The sequence below is a fragment of the Thermostichus sp. MS-CIW-37 genome (assembly GCF_054060065.1).
Genome location: NZ_JBSSCV010000017.1, coordinates 14,537 through 33,763 on the forward strand (window position 1 = coordinate 14,537; position 19,227 = coordinate 33,763).

Sequence of the window (19,227 nt, forward strand, 5' to 3'; positions counted from 1 at the left end):
ATGCTTTCTCAGGCGCTCTACCCTACAGAGCAGATGGTTGTAGACAGATCCAGAGACAGGCCCCAGAGCAGGCTTGCTTCCCAAGGAGAACTCCCATGAATCCAGACGTCGGCCAAGTGCAGCCACCAGCAGAGGTCGCATGGAGTGACCCCTCCCGCCGGCAATTGTGGATGGCTGCCCTCAAGCCCCCCATGTACAGTGTGGCGATCATGCCCATCTGGGTGGGATCCGCCATTGCCTATGCCCAGTCAGGGGTGCTGGACTTGGGGGTTTTGGGGGTGTTTTTGGGAGCCGCCATCTGCATCTTGGCCTGGGTCAACATCAGCAACGACGTGTTCGATGCCCAGACAGGGGTGGACAAAAACAAACTCCACTCGCTGGTCAACCTGACGGGCAAGCCGGGGCAGGTGTTTTGGGTGGGGAATGCCTTTTTGGCCCTGGGTCTGCTGGGGATCCTGTGGCTGAGCTGGCGGCAATGGGATCCGACGGTGCTGCTGTTGGTGCTGGTGGCCTGTGGGCTGGGCTATGCCTACCAAGGGCCGCCCCTGCGCCTGGGCTACCAGGGCCTGGGGGAGATCCTCTGCTTTTTCAGCTTTGGGCCGCTGGCGGTCTCGGCTGCCCACTACAGCCAAAGCCAGACTTGGTCGCTGCCGGGGTTAGCGGCCTCACTGGTGGTGGGAATGGCGACCAGCTTGATTTTGTTTTGTTCCCATTTCCATCAAGTGCAGGATGACTTAGCCTGTGGCAAGCGCTCGCCGGTGGCCCGCCTGGGAACCTTGCGCTCGGCCCGCCTCATCCCCTGGCTCTGCAGCAGCCTTTTTGCCTTGATGCTGCTGTTTGTGGGGCTGGGGATCTTTCCGGCTTGGACACTGCTGAGTTTGGCGGGGATCCCGTTTGCAGTGCGGCTTTCCCGCCTGCTGGGTACCTATCACGATCAGCCGCAGCGGATTAGCCACTCCAAGTTCATCGCCGTCAGTCTCCATTTTTGGCTGGGGCTGTTTCTGGGGCTAGGGTTCATCCTCAGCCGCTATGGCTGAAGGCTGAAAAGTCGGCTTAAGGCTAGGTGTGCGCGGGATCCCCCCGGTGCAGCCGGCAAAATGGGATAAGCTACAGCCTAGAGTGCTAGCTTAGAGCGTTGGCTCCAAGGGGAGTGGTCAGTTCGGGTCGAGGTGAGGCGGCAGCGAAAACAGGATGCGGCGATTCTTCAATTCCAACCTGGGGGTGGCGCTGTTGGGGAGCAGCATCTTGGCTGCTTTGGTGGGCTGGGCCTTGTTGATCGACATCGAAGAAGTGAAGGTGGAGTCTCCTCCCCCCGACCAGCCCCTCTCGGTCAGCCGCAGGGTAGATATCTTGGGTCGTCGGGGAGGCCATCAGCGTTGGCGACTGATCGCCGAGCAGGTGGATCTGGCAGCCGGGCAACAGGTATTTGAGCAGGGGGCGCACGGCTACTTCTACGGAGAAAGCGCCGACCGACAGGAAGGGGTGCCGGATCCCTTTTTTGATAGCAGCGAGCAGATGACTTGGCGGGCCAAGCGAGCCCGCTACAATGCCACCGCCGACGAGCTGTATTTGGATGGCGAGGTAGAGGTGAGGAGCGACGATGGCAGCTTGCTCTTGACCAGCGCCCTGAGAGTCACCCCCGAAGAACGCATCGAGGTGCCCGCGGAGTTCACCCTCAAAGGCCGGGAAATGGTGTTGCAGGGCCGCTCTGGCTCGTTTAACTTTCAATTTGCCCTTCTCAGCGCTCAGCAGGGCAAGCTGGTGGTGCTGCGCACCGACAGCCCGGCAGCCGCCCCCCCGACCGATCCCGCCAGCGCTTCCCAGTGGGTGGCCAGTGCTGCAGCGGATCCCGCTTCCATCACCATCACCGCCGACCAGATCACCTACGACCGCACCCAACAAGTGGCTCAGGGGAAAGGGAACCTGCGCATTCGCGAACGTGGCATCGAAATTCGCGCTCCCCAGGGCACCTACCTGCGGCAACAGGCCCAAAGCATTCTCTCCGGCGGCGTGGTGTTACAGGAGGTGGCCGGCGACAGCAGCCGGGATCCCTTGTTGGCGGATCTGCGCTTGGCCCAGGCTTCCCCCGGCCCGGAGGCAACCCCCAACCGACAGGATCAAGAAGTCACTATCATCGCCGACCGCCTCACCTACGACCGCAACACGCAAATTGCCCAAGGGGAAGGCAACCTGGAGATCCAGCAGGGGGAAACCATCATCCGGTCGGCCCAGGGCACCTACCGCCGCCGCGAATCCCAAAGTTTGTTGACCGGAGGGGTCACCCTGGAAGAGCCCGGACGGGTGCTCACCTCAGCCCGCCTAGAGGGCAACCACCGCGACAAGATCTTCTTCTTTGAAGAGAACGTCCTTTACCGGCAGATGGCTGCCTCTATCCCCACGCCCGGCGGGGGATCCCTGACGGAAGAACTGCGCCAAGCCGAAACCGAAGTGCGGGCTGCCCGCCTGGTTTACAACTCCCGCACCGGTACTTCCGAGTTTAGCGATGCCGTCGAGTTTATCCAGCGGGGACGTAGGGCCAAGGCCAACCAAGCCACCATCACCCCTGAAAAGGTGGAGCTGCGGGGAGAGGTGGTGATCGAGCAGATCGAAGGGGACTGGCTGGCGCGGCGGCTACAAAACCCGGAGACCCAGGCGGATGTGGATCAGCCGACGGTGATCTACGCCGACCGGGTGGAGATCGACCAAGCCAGCGGCGATGCCCGCTTCTTCGGCAATGTGGTTATTGTGCAGGCCAACCGCGCCATCGAAGGGGATCGCGCCGATTACTTCGACCGAGAACAAATTTTCAAAATCAGCGCCGAACAGGCTCCTGTGGTGCTCTGCGATCGGGGAGAGGTCAACCGCCTTCCCGGGGAGAGCACCCAAGCTCTGCCGGGCCGCAACGCGCTGGATCAGATGTGCCGGGGCGCCAATCGCCTCAGCGGCAAGCTGGTCACCCTGAACATGAAACGGGATGAATACACCGTCGAAGGAGACGAGCAGCAGCAGGGCATGTTTCAGTTTCGCATCACCGACGCCCTCTGATGGGCTCCATCTGGGGTTTTTTATCGTCTAGGTTTGGCTGAGAGTGTGATCCGAGGTGATGTAATGACTGCCCCACTCGCCGAGGGTAAACTGCGCAGAGCTCCTGCTCAAACGGGCAGCTTTTGGGGATCCCTGAAATTGGGGGCTGCCTTTTTGGAGTTTTATCTCTTCAAAGAGATGATTCGCCCCTTCTTTCTGGGAGTGGCCGGGGGGACGGTGCTGATGCTGGGCAACCAGCTCTTTATCTACGCCGATCTGCTGGTGAAAAAGGGCGCTCCTCCGCTAACCATTTTGCACATTCTCATCCTCAATTTGCCCGCCATTTTGGTGGTCACCTTTCCCATTGCCGGCCTCTTTGCCACCTTGCTCACCCTGGGCAAAATGGGAGCCGATAGCGAGATCATCGCCCTGCGTGCTGCTGGGATCCCTTACCGCAAGGTGTTTATTCCCGTGCTCTGTATTGGCCTGCTGATCAGCGGCTTGGCACTGTTGACCAATGAAGTCATTGTGCCGGAAACCAACCAAAAGGTGAAAACCCTGAACAAGAACCTCATCTTGGCTCAGGATGCCCTTTTGTTTAATCCAGAAGAGATCGTGCGGGTGGATGATGAGCTCTGGTTTCATGTGGGATCCCTCGACCCAGAGACCGGCTTGATGCGGGATTTGCTGATCCTGGATCGCAAAGCTGAGACCGGCCACCTGCGCTATCCGCAGGTGATCTCCGCCCAAACCGCGCAGCAGGTGGGCCAATCGTGGCAACTGCGAGATGTGGTGATCCGCCGTTATGACGAGCAGGGGCGCACCTACTACGAAGGCCAGGTAGAAGAAATGGAGTTAAACATCGTCAACAAACTGGTGGGCCTGGTGTACGCGGAAAAAGTGCCCCAAGAGCAACGGGCGGGGGAGCTGTGGGAGCAGTGCCAGCGATATCGAGCGGAGCAACGCCCTTCTGCCGATGTGGCCCGCTGCCTGACAGAATACCACCTCAAGTTCGCCATTCCTTTGGCCAGCTTCTTCGCCATCTTGGTGGCTGCCCCCTTGGGCCTGCAAACGGTGCGGCAAACTGGGCGCTACGGCGGCGTGGCGCTAGCGATCGTTCTGGTGTTTATTTACTATGTACTGATGAGCCTGGGACGAGCAATGGGTCGAGTTGAGCACATCGATCCCTGGCTGGCTGCCTGGTTGCCGAATATGATTTTCGGTGGGGTAGGCCTTTCTTTACTGTGGCGGTTTTTACGGTGAAATCCTGCAACTTCCCCCCTGACTTCAGCCCTTGGGCAAAGTGGTTGGCTCTTTGCTGGGGCGGCTCCCTGTGGTTGGGGACGGGGGAGGCCGTCTTCGCCCAGTTGGACCCCCTGCCCACTGTTGGCGTCGGCGGGACGGAGTTCTCTCTGGAGGGCTACCAGCGCTTTCGGTCAGCGCAAACACCCGCTCAGCGCCTGCAACTGGCCCGCCGGGCTTCCAGTCCAGAACCGATTGCTCCTACCGATGGAGATCCCATTACCCTGGTTGAGGCGCAATCCTCCCCGCCGGCGGCTGCTTCTCCCCTGCCTGCTACGGCCTTGACTGCGGCAACCCTACCCCCTGCGGCCCCGGTCTCTCCTCCCTCTGCCAACTCTCCTGAAAAGCCCCTCACGCCAGAAGAACTGAACCGACAGCGGCTACAACGGCTGTTGGCCGAAGGGGCAGCAGCCCATGCTCGGCGACAGGCGCAGCAGGCCCAGGCAACACCTTCTCCCCAACCCCCTTCACCGGCGACGCCCACCGCGGCAGTTCCCAGCCTGAACTCCCTTCGGCTTTCCCAGCCCATGACTTCTCAGGCTGAAGCCCTGCAGGTGGAAGAGCAACCCTGGCTGCGCCCCACCAAGGACTCCGTCCCGCTAACGCGATCGGAATCCAATGGCGAAAACCGGGCTACGGCCCAACTGCAAGGTGGAGCCGGTTCAGAGGCAAGGTTAAATCGGATCCCAGCTTCGACGGTTCCTCCCTTGATCTCCCAAGCCGGTGGGAGCTTGGATTTGGGCGGTGTCCTGTTGGCAGAGGCCACCCCTGGGTCGGGGCTGACGGGATCCCCTCCAAGGGGAACGGAAGCCTTTATCCCCACCGCTGGCTCACCCCTGGCTCCTCAACTGCTGGAGCGGTTCCCGCTCCTACAGGATCTGGGCACTGGTGCAGATGCCGTTTCAGCGGCAGAAAATCTTGGCACCGGCAGCCAGGGATCCCAGATTCGCCAGCAACTCTCGGCCACCGCGCAGCGGCAAATCCCCCTCGACCCGGATCAAATCAACGTGAGTGGGGATGTCCTCAGCTACATCGCCGAACAGGATCTGGGCATTGCCGAGGGGAACGCCTTGATCCAACTGGCCGACGGCACCCGCATCACCGGCGACCGGCTGCTGTTTTATCGGCGAGAGCGACGCCTGCGCAGCGAGGGCCCTTTTCGCATGGAGCAGCCCCCTGGCCCCCAAGGGCGGGGGATCCGGCAAATCGAAGGGCGAAATTTGGATCTGGATATCCCCGGTCGCACCGCCCAATTTGAGAGCTCGCTGGTCATTCTGCCGGGGGAGGAGCCGGGCACCAAGGTTTTTGTGCGCAGCCAAGAGACCACCGCCATTTTGGGGGATCAGATCTTTTTCGAGAAAGCCACCGTCACCACCTCGCCAGAGCCACCCATCACCCACTACGTGCAAGGGGATCGGGTGGAGGTGTTTCCCGATGACCGGGTGATCGTCTACGACGCCCGCGTGTTTGCCGGCGGCGAGCTGACAGAAGCAGGGGATCTGCGGGCGGGCCTTCAGATCGCCTATTTCCCCCTGTTCATCTACAGCCTGCGAGATCACCAGTGGGTGCTGCCGGGGCGCAGCGAGACAGAGGGGGTGTTTGTCAAATCCAGTTGGGCCTACCGCTTCGACGAATACAACTTCGGCGGCCTGCGGCTGGATGTCATGCAGAAAAAAGGCTTGGGCATCGGCTTCCTGCACGACTACATCCTGCCCATCCCGGACAGTGTCAACTACGGGCGAGCCCAGTTTTACTTGGTGACCGAAGCCGACCAACAGCGCTTCTCCAGCCGTTTCCGCATCGACCACAACTTCGACTTTTACGCTGCCAACCTCTTTGGGCAGGAAGGCCAACTGCGGGGACAGCTCAACCTCAACCTGGACAACACCTACCGTCCTGCCGGCGGGCGCAACGACAACGCCGATCTGCGTCTCAACGCCACCTTTCAGGGGGATCTCTCCACCACCACCCTCAACATCAGCCGCACCGGATCCCAGGAGCGGGGCATCTACAGCTTCCCCCTCACCCTCAGCCACACTCAGCGCTACGGGGGCGTGCATTGGCTGCAATCGGATCTGCGCTTGGACTACAACCAGCGGGTGAGCGTCAAAGATGGCCCCGACTTTGCCGATGCGCGGTTGACGCTGGGCACTCAACTGACCCCACCCGGTTGGGGAGGTACCTATCGCCTGGCCTACCGTGCCTACAGCAGTTCCAATGGCGACAACGAGCCGCGTCGCAACTTCGAGCTGGCCTTTAACCCCGACCTCATTCGCATCACGCCCGATATTGCCCTCAGCAGCGCCCTCACCCTGACTCAAGAGCAACAGCCGGATCAAGAGGTGGGGGCAGGTCTCCACTTTTTCAATCGCTACGAGCTGCGCTCCAGCCTCCAGTTCAACGATATTCAACCGGCTCCCTGGATCACCTTCATGCCGGGTTCTATCGATTACACCCAAGTCCTCTACTCCACTCCTGACCAGGAGTCTACCGTCAGCCTCAACCCTCGCCTCAGTCTCAGACCTGCCGACTGGAATACCATCGACCTGCGCTACAGCCGCACCTTCTACGGCAACAATTCTGTGCCCTTCCAAACCCTCTCCACCAGCCCTAAAGATGTGGATCGCATCAATGCCAACATCAGCTTCTTTACGCCCCGCGATCCCCTACCCGATGTGCCCCCAGGCTACATTGCCTTTGAAGATGACCTGCCCGGCGAGCTGCCGATAGCCCTGACCTTCCCCGACGATACCCCGGAGGATTTGGCAGCGATTGCCTCCCGCAACTTGCAGGAGCTGCAGGCAGAGGTGAAAAACCTGGTGCGCCTGGACACCAGCCTTGGCTACGACTTCATCACCCAGAAGTGGGATACCCTCAACGCCAACTTCACCTGGAGCACCGTCCCTGATCTGTTCAACATTCAGTTGCAGACGGCCTACGACCTGAACCAGGGACAGCTCCAACCCGTTCGTCTGGAGTATCGGGGACGCAGCAGCACCACATTTAACCGGGATCAACGCTCTGGCCTGGATGTGTATGAGCCGGGGATCAGCTATGCGCTGCAGGCGGTTTACGATCCCCGGTTGGGCCAGATCTCTACCTATGGTCTGGAGCTGGATGCCACCCTCGGCACGCGATGGCAAAATCACTGGCGGCTGCGCTTGGGCCTGACGGAAGAAGGGATCCGCCGCGTGGAAGTCCGCCGCGACCTGCGGGATTTTGAGCTGCGCCTGGCCTACGATCCGGTAGCCGAGTCGCTGCGCCTGGAAGGGATCCTGGTGGCTTTCCCCAGTCGCCCGGTGGGCCTCACCCAAGAGCGGGGAGATTTTCAACTGACCTCTCCCATCACCTCCCCTATCGGCACCTTTCTGCTCCGCGACGCCGAAGCGACCGGCTCGGATGGCCTCAGGCCCTGATCCCCGCTTCCCTGGGAAGGCTCCCTGTCCACTGTTGCGACGGGCTAGGTGATGACGTCTGGCTGCTGCCGACCGGTGCGGGCGCGAATTTGGGCAAGGTGATCGGCCAGTTGAATCTGTTCGGCCAAGGCCGCTTGGGGCTCCAGGCCATGTCGGGCCGGATCCGGCTCCAGCCGCTCCAAGTACACCCGCAGGGTGGCTCCGTGGGTGCCGGTTCCCGAAAGCCGGTAGATGATGCGGGATCCATCCTCAAAGCCAATGCGGATCCCTTGGTGGCTGGTGGTGCTGCCGTCCACGGGATCGGTGTAGCTGAAGTCGTCAGCGTAGGCCACCAGCTGGGATCCCAGGCGCTGGCCCACCCACCCGGGCAGGGAGCGTCGCAAGTCTTCCATCAGCGCCTCGGCCACCTCCACCGGCAGTCCCTCGTAGTCGTGACGGGAGTAGACGTTGCGCCCATAGGTGCGCCAGTGCTCTTCCACGATCTGCCGCACCGGCTGCCGTCGAACGGCCAAAATGTTCAGCCAAAACAGGACGGCCCAGAGCCCGTCTTTTTCTCGGATGTGGTGAGATCCGGTGCCGAAGCTCTCTTCCCCGCAGAGGGTGACCTTGCCGGCATCCAGCAGGTTGCCGAAGAATTTCCAGCCGGTGGGGGTCTCGTAGCAAGGGATCCCCAGCTTGGCCGCCACCCGATCCGCTGCCTGGCTGGTGGGCATGGAGCGGGCAATTCCCGCCAGACCTTCTCGGTAGCCGGGTACCAGGTGGGCATTGGCAGCCAAGACTGCCAAGCTGTCGCTGGGGGTCACGTAAAATTGGCGGCCCAGGATCAGATTGCGATCCCCATCCCCATCGGAAGCGGCCCCAAAGTCCGGCCCATCTTCCCGAAACAACAGTTCCACCAATGGGCGGGCATGCACCAGGTTAGGATCCGGGTGTCCGCCGCCAAAATCCGGCAGGGGCTGCCCGTTGAGCACACTGCCCTCTGGTGCTCCCAGGGATCCCTGGAAAATGGCGTGGGCATAGGGGCCGGTGACGGCGTGCATGGCGTCGAAGGCAATGCGGATCCCAGAGGCCAGGTAGTCGCGGATGGCCTCGAAATCAAACAGGCGCTGCATCAGGCCCAAGTAATCGGCCACCGGGTCGATGACGGACACCGTCAGGGACCCCAGCCGTTGCTCGCCCAAGCGATCCAGATCGACATCGGGAGCTTCCAGGATGCGGTACTCCCGGATCTGCTGGGTGCGGGCGTAAATGGCCTCGGTCACCTTCTCCGGGGCAGGGCCACCGTTGCCGATGTTGTACTTGATGCCGAAATCCCCCTGGGGGCCGCCGGGGTTGTGGCTGGCAGAGAAGATGATCCCCCCGTAGGCGCCGTACTTGCGGATGAGACAGGAAACCGCCGGCGTGGAGAGGATCCCTCCTTGGCCCACCAGGACTCGCCCGATGCCGTTGGCCGCCGCCATCTTGAGCAGGATCTGAATGGCCTCGCGGTTGTAGTAGCGGCCATCTCCCCCCACCACCAGGGTTTGGCCGGCGGATCCCTCCAGGACATCAAAAATGGATTGGACGAAGTTTTCCAGGTAGTGGGGCTGCTGAAACACCGATACCGGCTTGCGCAGGCCAGAAGTGCCGGGTCTTTGGCCGGGAAAGGGCGTCGTGGGAACGATGCGCAGGCTCATAGTCTGCCGGAAAAGCTGCTTGCTCCTCTACTATCTCATCGTTGGGCCTCTTGTTTGGGCTGAGTTGCATCGGCAGCGCAGACTTCTTTCCCTGCCCATCCATGTGTGGATTGGGTTGAGCGGACTGCATCATCTCCGCTGGTAGCCCTCCATCCTCAATCCCCTGGCTTAACCACCCACTCCACCGGGGTTTTGCTGGGATCCGGCAATTTCAACGAGAACAGCCCCGCCGCCAAGATTAAGAGGGTGGAAAACCAAAGACAGCCCTCCAATCCGTAGAACTGGAAGAGGATCCCAGAAGTTACCGTCCCCAACAGCCGCCCGCCGGAATTAGCCATGTAATAAAAGCCCACATTGAGGGCTACATCGTCATCCTCCGTGTAGGCCAGCACTAGGTAGGAATGCACTGCCGAATTGAAGGCAAAGACGATCCCGAACAGGATCAAGCCGCCGGTGATCACCAGCTCCGGTGCCAGCCCGGCCATGAAGGCTGTGGCAATGATCGCCGGCACCGCCGTCAGCACGAAGGTCCAAATCTGGATGGTGCGGGCCTTGGGAGCACGGCCAGGGCGACCCCCACCCAGCAGTTGCGGCGCTACAAACTGAATGAACCCATAGCCAATCACCCAGATGGCCATGTAACTGCCCACCTGCATAAAAGTCCAGCCCAGCTCGTCGTAGAGAAACACCGGCAGGGCCACCACAAACCACACATCCCGCGACCCAAACAGGAAAAAGCGAGCTGCCGAGAGGATGTTGATCTCTCTGCTCTTGGAAAACAGCCGCTTGAAGGGGATCTTGGCCTTGATTTTGCCCATGTCTGCAGGCAGCAGCGCCCCCGAACAGAAGATCAAAGCCAACGCCCCCGCCTGCACAAAGTTGGCCATGCGGAAGCCCATGGGATCCCCGTAGATTTCGGTGAAGATCTGCAGCAGGGCCGCTCCCACAAAGAACCCCACCCCCTTGAGGGCGTTTTTGGATCCCGTGAGCATAGCCACCCAACGAAACAGGCGGGATTCCGCTTCTTTGGGCACCACCAGGCGGATGGCGCTTTTGGAGCTCATCTTGGTGAGGTCTTTGGCGATCCCGGCCAGAGCTTGGGCCGTCATCACGTAGGCCACCTGGCCCCAGACCGGCCACTGCATGTTCAACACGCCCAGCATCACCAATCCCAAGATCTGGATGGCAATGCCGCCATAGAGGGTCAGCCGCAGGCCAAACAGGGATCCAATCCAGCCGCCCAGGAAGTTGGTAATCACCCCGAAGATCTCGTAGAAGAGAAACAGCATGGCAATTTGGATCGGGGTAAAGCCCAACTTGTGGAAGTGCAGCAGCACCAACATGCGGATGGCGCCATCGGTGATGGTGAACCCCCAATAGGCCGCTGTAACCAGGGCGTAGTTGCGAACCGCAGAGGCTTGAGCCGTCGAAACAGAAGTCATGGGCAGGTCTCCAAGGGAGATGTTTCTATAGACTGCGGGCCACTTTGCGGGCCAGTTCCGCCATGCGGTTGGCGTAGCCCCATTCGTTGTCGTACCAGGCCAGGATCTTCACCTGGGTACCATCCACCACCATCGTCGAGGGCGCATCCACAATGCTGGAACGGGGATCCCCTTTGAAATCCACCGAGACCAGGGGCAGCTCCTCGTAGCCGAGGATCCCCTTGAGTTCGCCCTCGGCTGCCGTTTTTAAAAGGTGATTAACCTCCTCCACAGTGGTGGGCCGCCTGACCTCAAACACGGCATCGGTTAGGGAAGCATTCAAGAGGGGCACGCGCACGGCAATGCCGTTCAACTTGCCGTTGAGTTCGGGGTAAATCAGACCAATGGCCGTGGCCGAGCCGGTGGTGGTGGGCACCAAAGACAGCAGAGCGGAGCGGGCCCGCCGCAGGTCTTTGTGGGGGGCATCCACCATGGTTTGGGTATTGGTGACGTCATGGATGGTGGTGATCACCCCGTGAACAATGCCGATTCCCTCGTGGATGACCTTCACCAAAGGAGCCAGGCAGTTGGTGGTGCAGGAAGCCGCCGTGAGCAAATGGTGCCGGGCCGGGTCGTACAGGTGATCGTTGACGCCCATAACAATGTTGAGGGCCTCTTCGTCCTTGACAGGGGCAGCCACAATCACCTTGCGCACCCCCGCTTTGAAGTAGGCATCCAGCTCCGCTGCCTTGACAAATTTGCCCGAGCATTCCAGCACTAGCTCGATCCCCAACTCTGCCCAGGGCACTTCACCAGGAGACTTGTGTTCGCTAAAGGTGAGGGTTTTCTCTTGGATGCGCAGCCGGTTATCGGATCCCTCAATGTCGATAGCCCAGCGGCCCTGCACCGAGTCAAACTTCAACAGGTGGGCCGCCGTCGCCGCTCCCCCTTTGATCTCGTTGATGTGGGCGAATTCCAGCTCTTCCCAGCCCCAAGCAGCCCGCAACACCAGCCGTCCGATGCGGCCAAAACCGTTGATGCCCACCCGCACTGCCATAGCATTAACCCTAGACTTGTCCAGAAGGGATCCGCCTTTTTCGGGGCAAATCCCGCCTCGACTCTATCAGAACGCCCCACTCATTTCAAGACAAGTTGATGGGTAGGGGCGGAGGAGACTGGCCGATTGAGGTCGGTTCACGGTTGGCCTTGGGAAATGTTGCCGAATGTCCTGAAATCCAAAAGGGATCCGCTGAGGCAGCCCCAATCGACAACAGGGCCTATCCTGTAGCCGATTTGCAGTCCAGATCCACACCTCTGGGCAACAATTCGCCCAACCCGGCAACCGGTGGCGTGACATACTCCCATCGCTGACCCTACGGGTACAGCGTGGGCTTCTCGCTTCATCGGGGAGCCTACGCAAGAACCCTCCACGAGCAGACACGGAATGCCCTACCGCGTAGTTGCACCAGATTCCGGCAAAAGCCGTTTTGTGCAAGTACTCCCACCATACACCATGTGGGGGTATCTGTATCCCGACACTGACTCTACGAGTACAGTGCGGGGCTTAGCTACCCCCACACCCCGACAAGCTAAGCTGGGAAAAGTTGTGCTTTTCTGGATGTGCCCCCGCCGCCTCAGCCTTCTGTGCAGGATGACTTTCCTCCCTTACCCCCCCCACCTCCCCGTTCTCCGGCTTTGAGGGTGGTGGAAACGGCTTTTTTGGCCAGTACCGCGGCCTTGATCTGGATCCTGAGCTACACGCCGCTGGCCCCCTTTATACGTCTGTTTTTCCCCATTCCGGTGGCGCTGGCGGTGATGCGCTGGGATCCCCGCACAGGGGCAATGGCCCTGGTGGTCTCCGGCCTGTTGCTGACGGTGCTGATAGGGCCCACGCGCAGCATTCTCTATGTCATTCCCTATGGTCTGCTGGGCTATTGGTGTGCCCGCCTGTGGCAGCAGCGTCTTTCCTGGTACGTCTCGGTGGTGAGCGGGGCTGTGCTCAGCGCCCTGGGCTTGATCTTTCAGTTGGTGCTTTCCTCCCTACTGGTGGGGGAAAACCTCTGGATCTACGTAACCATTCAACTTACCGGCCTAACCAACTGGCTCCTGGATGTGTCCCTCAGCCGATGGGGCGTCTACTGGGTGGCAGAACCCTGGATGGTTCAGGTGGTGGTGGTGGGATTTATTGCCTTCAATTCCCTCATCTACGTATTCACGGTGCATTTGGTGGCCGCCCTGGTGATGGAGCACTTTCGTTGCCCGCTGCCACCCCCGCCGAAGTGGGTACAGTTTTTGCTGGATTAGCAGCCCCTGTGAGTTGTACAAGAGCAGAGCAAGCTGCTCTACAAATGAGTTCTTGACAAATCTTGACAAATGAGTTCTTGGCAAAAGTCCCACCCTATTGCCATGCAACGCTACAGGAATGCAAGAACTGGAAGGTTCTCTGCTAGGATCGCGGTAGCGGGACGGAGTCCTTTCGCGTTAGCGGGACGGAGTCTCGTTGGGATCCTGGTGGCAACAAGATATCAAGATTTAAGACTGCGATTATGGCTTCCCGCAAGAATCAACTGGCTATTGACAATGACGAGCTGATGCGTCGGGTAGAGGCTCTGATCAACGCTTCCAAAAATCGCTATCGCATCACGGTACAGGTGGCCAACCGCGCCAAGCGCCGCCGCTACGAGGATCCGGATGATATAGAAGATGGCTGGATGAAGCCGATCCGCCGCGCTGTCATCGAAATGTCGGATGAACTGACTGAGCCGGAAATCATCGGCGATGAGTAGTCACTAGACTTGCGGCCTGCTGGCGCGACCGCCCTGTTGAAACTGCTAGCCGGCTGAGCGGCTAAGGGTAGAAGCTTTCGGCAGCCGCCTATTTTGTCAATTTGTCAAGTCGTTTGCAACGGGATCCCTTTCCCGCAGGCGAGCCTCGAGCCGCGATTCCATTAGGTGCAGCAGGCGGTGGGTCTCCTCTGGGCTGAGACCCTGGATGCGCATCTCCAAGGGGCTGTGGAACCAGAGGGTCTGCTGTGGGAAAGGAATCTGGATCCCTGCTTGGTCGAAGGCGTGTTTGAGGCGACGGCGGTATTCCCGCGCCACCCTCCACTGCTGCAGGGGCTGCACCTTGATCCAAATGCGCAACGTGATCCCCCGCTCCCCCAGATCATCGACACCGTGCATTTCGGGGGGCTCGAGGATTTTTTCCCGCCAAGCTGGCTCCCGGTACATCTGCAGAGCCACCTGCTCGGTGATGCGTATCGCCTGTTCCAGGTCATTTTCATAGGCAATCATGATCCCCAGATCCACCCGTGACCAGCCGTTGGAGAGGTTCTCCACCACCCGGATGGCACTGTTGGGAATGGAGATCAAGCTGCCTTCGGTGTTGCGCAACTGGGTTAGCCGCAGATCCATGTGTTCCACAAGGCCGCCCCGCCCGTCCACCACGATCACATCCCCTTCGGCAAATTGATCTTCAATTAAAATCAACAGCCCATTGATCACATCTTTAATCAGATCCTGAGCAGCAAAGGAAATCCCCAGCCCAATAAAGCCCAGGCTGGCCACCAAGGGGCCGATGTCGACCCCCACTGAGGCCAGTCCGGCCAGGGATCCAAGCAAAACCAGGGTAGTGGCTGCAACTCCTTTAGAGACGCTGGCAAAGGTGCTGAGGCGTTTGCTGAGGCGATAGGTGGGGGCATTTTGCTCTTGGCGCAGGGCAGCAAAGAGGTTATCCAGCACTAGTCCACTCAGCCAGACACTGCCATAGGTGGCCAGACCCACCCCTGTCAACCGCAACAGAGGGCCGCGCAGCGAAACCAGGAAAAACGTTTGCAGGGGTCGCGTTTGTGGGAAAAGGCCCAAGCTCACCCCAACTCCGCCCACCCACAGGCCAATTTGCACCAGGCGCAGCAGGCGAATTTGCAGCTCTAAATAGGATTCCTGCCGTTTGCGTCCGGCCTGTTGTTCGACCAAGACGGGATCCACGCCCGGCTGCTCTTCCCCCGCTAGGCGCTCCTGAATCTCTGCTTGGATGGCCTGGTATTCCGTCTGCAGGGCATCGCGTTTTTGCTGCAGCCGTCGCCGTTTTCGCTGGCAGAGCTGGCTCAGGCTCCCTACCACAGCCAGGATGCCGAGGGCAATCACCGCTTGGCGGCGCAAAAATTGAGGCTGCCGCTCCCGTTGCGAAGTGCGCAGCGCTTCCTCAACAATGCCGGCTACCTGCTCAGCCCAGTCCATGGGTTGGGCGCCCTGGAATTGAGCATCGAGGGAGGTGATGGTTAGCAAATGTCGCCCATTCACCCGGATAACAGGCTGGTTGGTCTGGCCGTCCAGGGTGACTTCAACCTGCAGCGCCTCTGGATCGAATCCGGCGCTGGCCAACTGGTGCAGGGTTTGTTCAATGGAGCGCACCCGCTGCGACACCGGAGGCAGGCTGCCGGGATCCCCCTGCGGTGCGGTAACCACGAACAAACGCCGCCCATCCAGCGTCACGGCCTCCGCCTGGATAGAAGAGGTGGGGAGGCTAAGCGCTTGCCGCAGCTCTTCTAGGGCATCCAAACGGTTGAGCAAAGGCAGGTTGGGGGCGGTGCCGTTGTTTTCAGCAGTTTCCTGCCCCCATGCGGGCCCGCTTATGGGGGATAGGGCAAGAGATGCACTGAAAAGGAGAGGCCAAAACAGGGATCCCGTTTTCCCCGGCTCCGGCTTGTCTACCGATCGCAGTTTGTGCAGCATGAGCCGTTCGCGTCAGCGGTGCGAAGCACTTGAACAACCTCACTCCAGAAAGAAGAAGGCAATCCCAAGGATGGCGTAGGTGGCCAAGAGCAGTAGCCCTTCCAGCCAGTTGGATCGCCCATCGCTGCTAACGGAATTGATCAGCAGCACCGAGACTGCAATGGCCACCAACTCCACCATGCCGAAGTTAAAGTTCATGGGCTGATGCAGCACATCCCCGGCCAGCACCAGCAGGGGTGCCACAAACAGGGCAATCTGCATCGTCGAGCCCAGCGCCACCGAGAAGGAGAGATCCATCTTGTCTTTCATGGCCACCGTGATCGCCGTCGCATGCTCTGCCGCGTTGCCGATGATCGGCAACAAAATCACCCCCATAAACAGCGGCGTCATGTGAAAGTGTTCCAGCGTATCCTCTAGAGTGCTCACCAACAGTTCCGACTCCAGCGCCACCAACACCGTCAACCCCAAGAGGGCCAGCACCCAAAACCCCAAACCGGCTCCCTCGGGCGGAGCCGTCAACACCTGGGGAATGGATCCCTCCGCCTGCAAAACCGGATTGAGGGCCAGGCGACTGGCCGCCTCATCTTCTGCGGCTTCCGCTTCGTGAAGGGTGTAGAGGTAGCTGTGGGTTTTGAGGGAAAACAGCAAAGTAAGACCGTAAACCCCGATCAGCACCAGGGCTACCGCCGTGGATAGCTCTTGGATGGAGATCTCCCCCAAGTTGGCATCGGCATAGGTGACCACGCTGGGCAAGATCAAGGCCACCACCGCCAGGTTCATCACCGAGGCATTCATGCGGGCCACCTCGGGTCGAAAGCTCTGCTCCCGAAACTTGATCCCGCCCAAAAACATGGCCAAGCCGGCCACCAGGAGTAGGTTACTGATGATCGCGCCGGTGATGGAGGCTTTTACCACATCCACCAGCCCCGCCCGCAGTGCCACCAAGCCGATGATTAACTCCGCCGCATTGCCAAAGGTGGCGTTGATCAGCCCCCCGACTGTCGGCCCTGTCAAGGCTGCAATCTCTTCCGTGGCCTGACCCATAAACTTTGCCAAGGCCACCACCGCCAAAGCCGCACAGAGGAAGACCAGGTTGGGATCCCAGCCCCGGAAGTGCCCCACCCAAGATAGGGGAACCCCCAACAGCAGCAGGAACATTATGCTGTTCAGACCTCTCTGCCAACCTGATGCAGAGCGATCCGGCGAAACCAAAGGATTTGCGTTAGCCAGGGTCATGGTTCACAAGGGGAGAAAAGGTAGCGACGATGGAGGCTGTTTGGGTTTCGGGGAGCCAGATCCCCCATGGCCAGGAGTGACCATCTCCAAGAGTCTAACGGCTGCGAGGGGAGGTTGGATAGGTGCTGCTGGCTAGAGGGAGATAACCCGGTTGCGCTGCAACTGCCGGGCGATCTCGGCTCCCAGGTGATCGACCAGACGCTGGGGATCGGTGATTTTCAAAAAACTGCTGTCTTCCACCTCAAAGGGGAAGGATCCCTCGATGCCGTCGCGGGGGAGTTGTACCAGCAGCAATTGTTCGGGGCGCTTCGATTGCAGGGCATAGCCCAACTCCAGACAGACCTGAGGGCTGGGTAGGGGACGCCCCCGGCCATTCACCTGCACAGGGGTTACATCGGCCACCACCAGCAGCGCGTGCTTGAGCTTGCGAATCAAGGCCGCATCGATGAGCGGGGTCTCAGCCTCAGCGGGAAGGGATCCCTGCAGCTGCAGGGGCACGACCGGTCTGTGGTCGCGATTGAGAGCCTCCACCACGGCTTGCAATGCCCGGTACAGAGTGGCGCTGGAGTTGGGGTAATCCGATTGGCCGCAGAAGTAGATGACGGGCTCGGTCATGTTCAGAGTGGCCCGCTTATTAAAGTAGATCTCGCGGCTAATTAAATCGAGGTTGGAGATGCTGTAGGCACCGCTGCCCTCGATGTAAAACTCCACCAGCTCTCCTTCCAGGTAGCGCTGCCACCACAGGGAAGCCTTCACCTGCTCCACATCGTCGAGAAAGTCGGCCCGCATCGCCGTCTTCAAGAGGCCGGTACGGCTCAGGCGCAGGTCGGGGGCCCTCTGTTGGACTTGGGAAGCAGACAACACCGAATCCAAATACCAGGCTTTCAGGACGATGATCGCCATGGGATCCCTCTGCGCTTAGCCTCAAAGGTACCTGATCTTTGGCAAGATCGTTAGTCTTGGTGTCGAAGTCAGCCCAACTCCAAGTGCCGGGCCAGATCCAGCAGCCGGTGGGCCAGGGTTGACTTGGTCGCCAATGGGATCCGTTCTGGGTTTCCCTGCTGGGGGATCCAATAGCCTTGGTTGTGGCTGCTGCCAAAGCCGCTATCCGGTTGGTCGATGGGGTTGGCCACAATAGCATCCAGGCCCTTCTGGCGGAGCTTCTCTCTGGCCGGTGGCAAGGGATCCCCACTTTGGGCGGCAAAGCCGATGAGGCGTTGGCCAGGGCGTTTGTGGCGGGCCAGAGCTGCCAGCAGGTCAGGGATCGGCTCCAACGGCAACATCTGGGGTAGATCGGCTTTGGGCAGCTTCCCCGCGTAAACCTGAGAGGGGCGCACATCCCCCACAGCAGCAGCCATCCACAAGAGATCCGCCTGGGGAAATTCCGCCTGCAAAGCCGCCTCCAGTTGGGCTGCCGTTTCCACCGGAATGGCCCGAATGGCGAAGGGCGCTGGATCAAAAGGGATCCCCAACGGCCCATGAACCAGCGTCACCGTCGCTCCTCGGCAGGCCGCCGCCACCGCCAATGCCACGCCCATCCGACCACTGGCCGGATTGCCGATAAAACGCACCGCGTCGATGGGCTCCCGTGTCCCCCCCGCCGTCACCAACACCCGCTTGCCTTGCCAATCTTTTTTCCCCGCTGTCCAGAGCAAAGCCCGCACATACTCCTGCAGGGCCTCCGGCTCCAACATGCGCCCTTCCCCCACCGCATCACAGGCCAAGCGGCCACTGGCCGTCGGTAAGGCCCAAAAACGGGGATCCTGCTGCAGCCGCTGCCAATTCTCGGCTACCTTCTCTGCCTTCCACATCTGCGTATTCATAGCCGGTGCCACCGCCACCGGACACTGGGAAGCCAGGATCACATTGGTGAGCAAATTATCCGCCAGCCCATGAGCCAACTTGCCCAAGGTGTTGGCCGACAAGGGCGCAATGAGGAGAGTCTCCGCCCATTCCCCCAACTCGATGTGCAGCGGTCGTCCTCGTGTTGCCTGCCAAAAGGCGGCATCGGTGAAAGCCGGTTGGCGAGACAAGGTGGCAAAAGCCAAAGGAGAAATAAAATGTTCCGCAGCTTTTGTCAAAACCACCTTGAGCTCTGCTCCCTGCTGCGCCAGAGCAGACACCAAAGCTGCCGTTTTGTAGGCAGCAATCCCCCCACTCACCCCAATGAGGAGACGCCGCCCTGACCAAAAGGGATCCATATCGAGTGACACGCAAACAGCCTTGTTTCCAGTTTCGCTGGTTTTGCTCAATTCCGGCGGCGAAGCGGGGATCCCTCGCCCAAAGATACTTTTGACCCTGTCGAGAATAGGGCCTGAGGATCTGTCATTACCCAATTTCAGCCAAAGTCTCCCCCACAGGTTCTGGCCTTTAGAGGGAATTCCCCACTGCTGTTTTGCGCAACCACCCCTCAGATCCC

The 19,227-nt window shown here is 60.2% G+C and carries 13 protein-coding genes; 6 read left to right on the plus strand and 7 right to left on the minus strand.

Annotated features, from left to right (window positions below):
* The first annotated feature begins 95 nt into the window (after positions 1 to 95).
* The 4 genes from menA (at position 96) to ACVWYZ_RS08965 (ending at position 7,742) form a co-directional block, all read left to right on the plus strand.
* The gene (gene menA, locus ACVWYZ_RS08950) at positions 96 to 1,037 is read left to right on the plus strand and encodes a 2-carboxy-1,4-naphthoquinone phytyltransferase (protein ID WP_457466845.1); all 942 of its coding nucleotides are present in this window, start codon (positions 96 to 98) and stop codon (positions 1,035 to 1,037) included.
* A 154-nt stretch (positions 1,038 to 1,191) separates the two neighbouring features.
* Complete coding sequence (locus tag ACVWYZ_RS08955; protein ID WP_457466846.1) at positions 1,192 to 3,045, plus strand: LptA/OstA family protein; 1,854 nt, start codon at positions 1,192 to 1,194, stop codon at positions 3,043 to 3,045.
* Between the two features lie 63 nt (positions 3,046 to 3,108).
* The gene (locus ACVWYZ_RS08960) at positions 3,109 to 4,287 is read left to right on the plus strand and encodes an LptF/LptG family permease (RefSeq protein ID WP_457466847.1); all 1,179 of its coding nucleotides are present in this window, start codon (positions 3,109 to 3,111) and stop codon (positions 4,285 to 4,287) included.
* Complete coding sequence (locus ACVWYZ_RS08965) at positions 4,269 to 7,742, plus strand: hypothetical protein (RefSeq protein ID WP_457466848.1); 3,474 nt, start codon at positions 4,269 to 4,271, stop codon at positions 7,740 to 7,742. The genes ACVWYZ_RS08960 and ACVWYZ_RS08965 overlap by 19 nt, the downstream gene beginning before the upstream one ends.
* 44 nt (positions 7,743 to 7,786) lie before the next feature.
* Here ACVWYZ_RS08965 and ACVWYZ_RS08970 read toward each other — a convergent pair whose 3' ends face one another.
* The 3 genes from ACVWYZ_RS08970 to ACVWYZ_RS08980 form a co-directional block, all read right to left on the minus strand.
* Complete coding sequence (locus ACVWYZ_RS08970) at positions 7,787 to 9,418, minus strand: alpha-D-glucose phosphate-specific phosphoglucomutase (RefSeq protein ID WP_457466849.1); 1,632 nt, start codon at positions 9,416 to 9,418, stop codon at positions 7,787 to 7,789.
* Between the two features lie 155 nt (positions 9,419 to 9,573).
* Positions 9,574 to 10,860: an organoarsenical effux MFS transporter ArsJ gene (gene arsJ / locus ACVWYZ_RS08975; protein WP_457403268.1), complete on the minus strand. Its 1,287-nt coding sequence runs from the start codon at positions 10,858 to 10,860 to the stop codon at positions 9,574 to 9,576.
* Between the two features lie 25 nt (positions 10,861 to 10,885).
* Entirely contained in the window at positions 10,886 to 11,896 is a 1,011-nt protein-coding gene (locus tag ACVWYZ_RS08980) for an ArsJ-associated glyceraldehyde-3-phosphate dehydrogenase (protein ID WP_414355479.1), read from the minus strand.
* A gap of 563 nt (positions 11,897 to 12,459) precedes the next feature.
* Between ACVWYZ_RS08980 and ACVWYZ_RS08985 the strand changes: the two genes are divergently transcribed.
* The gene (locus ACVWYZ_RS08985; RefSeq protein WP_011433876.1) at positions 12,460 to 13,143 is read left to right on the plus strand and encodes a DUF2232 domain-containing protein; all 684 of its coding nucleotides are present in this window, start codon (positions 12,460 to 12,462) and stop codon (positions 13,141 to 13,143) included.
* Positions 13,144 to 13,385: 242 nt separating this feature from the next.
* Positions 13,386 to 13,625, plus strand: a complete 240-nt coding sequence (locus tag ACVWYZ_RS08990; RefSeq protein ID WP_011433877.1) for a DNA-directed RNA polymerase subunit omega — start codon at positions 13,386 to 13,388, stop codon at positions 13,623 to 13,625.
* Positions 13,626 to 13,721: 96 nt separating this feature from the next.
* Here the strand turns inward: ACVWYZ_RS08990 and ACVWYZ_RS08995 are convergent, their stop codons facing one another.
* The 4 genes from ACVWYZ_RS08995 to coaBC form a co-directional block, all read right to left on the minus strand.
* Complete coding sequence (locus ACVWYZ_RS08995; protein WP_457466850.1) at positions 13,722 to 15,572, minus strand: mechanosensitive ion channel family protein; 1,851 nt, start codon at positions 15,570 to 15,572, stop codon at positions 13,722 to 13,724.
* 39 nt (positions 15,573 to 15,611) lie between these two features.
* Positions 15,612 to 16,730, minus strand: a complete 1,119-nt coding sequence (gene cax / locus ACVWYZ_RS09000) for a calcium/proton exchanger (protein WP_414343365.1) — start codon at positions 16,728 to 16,730, stop codon at positions 15,612 to 15,614.
* A 210-nt stretch (positions 16,731 to 16,940) separates the two neighbouring features.
* Positions 16,941 to 17,711 (minus strand): hypothetical protein, encoded by a 771-nt coding sequence (locus ACVWYZ_RS09005; protein ID WP_457466851.1) that lies wholly within the window; start codon positions 17,709 to 17,711, stop codon positions 16,941 to 16,943.
* A gap of 68 nt (positions 17,712 to 17,779) precedes the next feature.
* Positions 17,780 to 19,009, minus strand: a complete 1,230-nt coding sequence (gene coaBC, locus ACVWYZ_RS09010) for a bifunctional phosphopantothenoylcysteine decarboxylase/phosphopantothenate--cysteine ligase CoaBC (RefSeq protein WP_457466865.1) — start codon at positions 19,007 to 19,009, stop codon at positions 17,780 to 17,782.
* Positions 19,010 to 19,227: the final 218 nt, after the last annotated feature.

Coding starts and splice junctions, on each gene's coding strand:
- menA (WP_457466845.1), top strand. CDS start 96: ATGAATCCAGACGTCGGCCAAGTGCAGCCACCAGCAGAGGTCGCATGG.
- ACVWYZ_RS08955 (WP_457466846.1), top strand. CDS start 1,192: ATGCGGCGATTCTTCAATTCCAACCTGGGGGTGGCGCTGTTGGGGAGC.
- ACVWYZ_RS08960 (WP_457466847.1), top strand. CDS start 3,109: ATGACTGCCCCACTCGCCGAGGGTAAACTGCGCAGAGCTCCTGCTCAA.
- ACVWYZ_RS08970 (WP_457466849.1), bottom strand. CDS start 9,418: ATGAGCCTGCGCATCGTTCCCACGACGCCCTTTCCCGGCCAAAGACCC.
- arsJ (WP_457403268.1), bottom strand. CDS start 10,860: ATGACTTCTGTTTCGACGGCTCAAGCCTCTGCGGTTCGCAACTACGCC.
- ACVWYZ_RS08980 (WP_414355479.1), bottom strand. CDS start 11,896: ATGGCAGTGCGGGTGGGCATCAACGGTTTTGGCCGCATCGGACGGCTG.
- ACVWYZ_RS08990 (WP_011433877.1), top strand. CDS start 13,386: ATGGCTTCCCGCAAGAATCAACTGGCTATTGACAATGACGAGCTGATG.
- ACVWYZ_RS08995 (WP_457466850.1), bottom strand. CDS start 15,572: ATGCTGCACAAACTGCGATCGGTAGACAAGCCGGAGCCGGGGAAAACG.
- cax (WP_414343365.1), bottom strand. CDS start 16,730: ATGTTCCTGCTGCTGTTGGGGGTTCCCCTATCTTGGGTGGGGCACTTC.
- ACVWYZ_RS09005 (WP_457466851.1), bottom strand. CDS start 17,711: ATGGCGATCATCGTCCTGAAAGCCTGGTATTTGGATTCGGTGTTGTCT.
- coaBC (WP_457466865.1), bottom strand. CDS start 19,009: ATGGATCCCTTTTGGTCAGGGCGGCGTCTCCTCATTGGGGTGAGTGGG.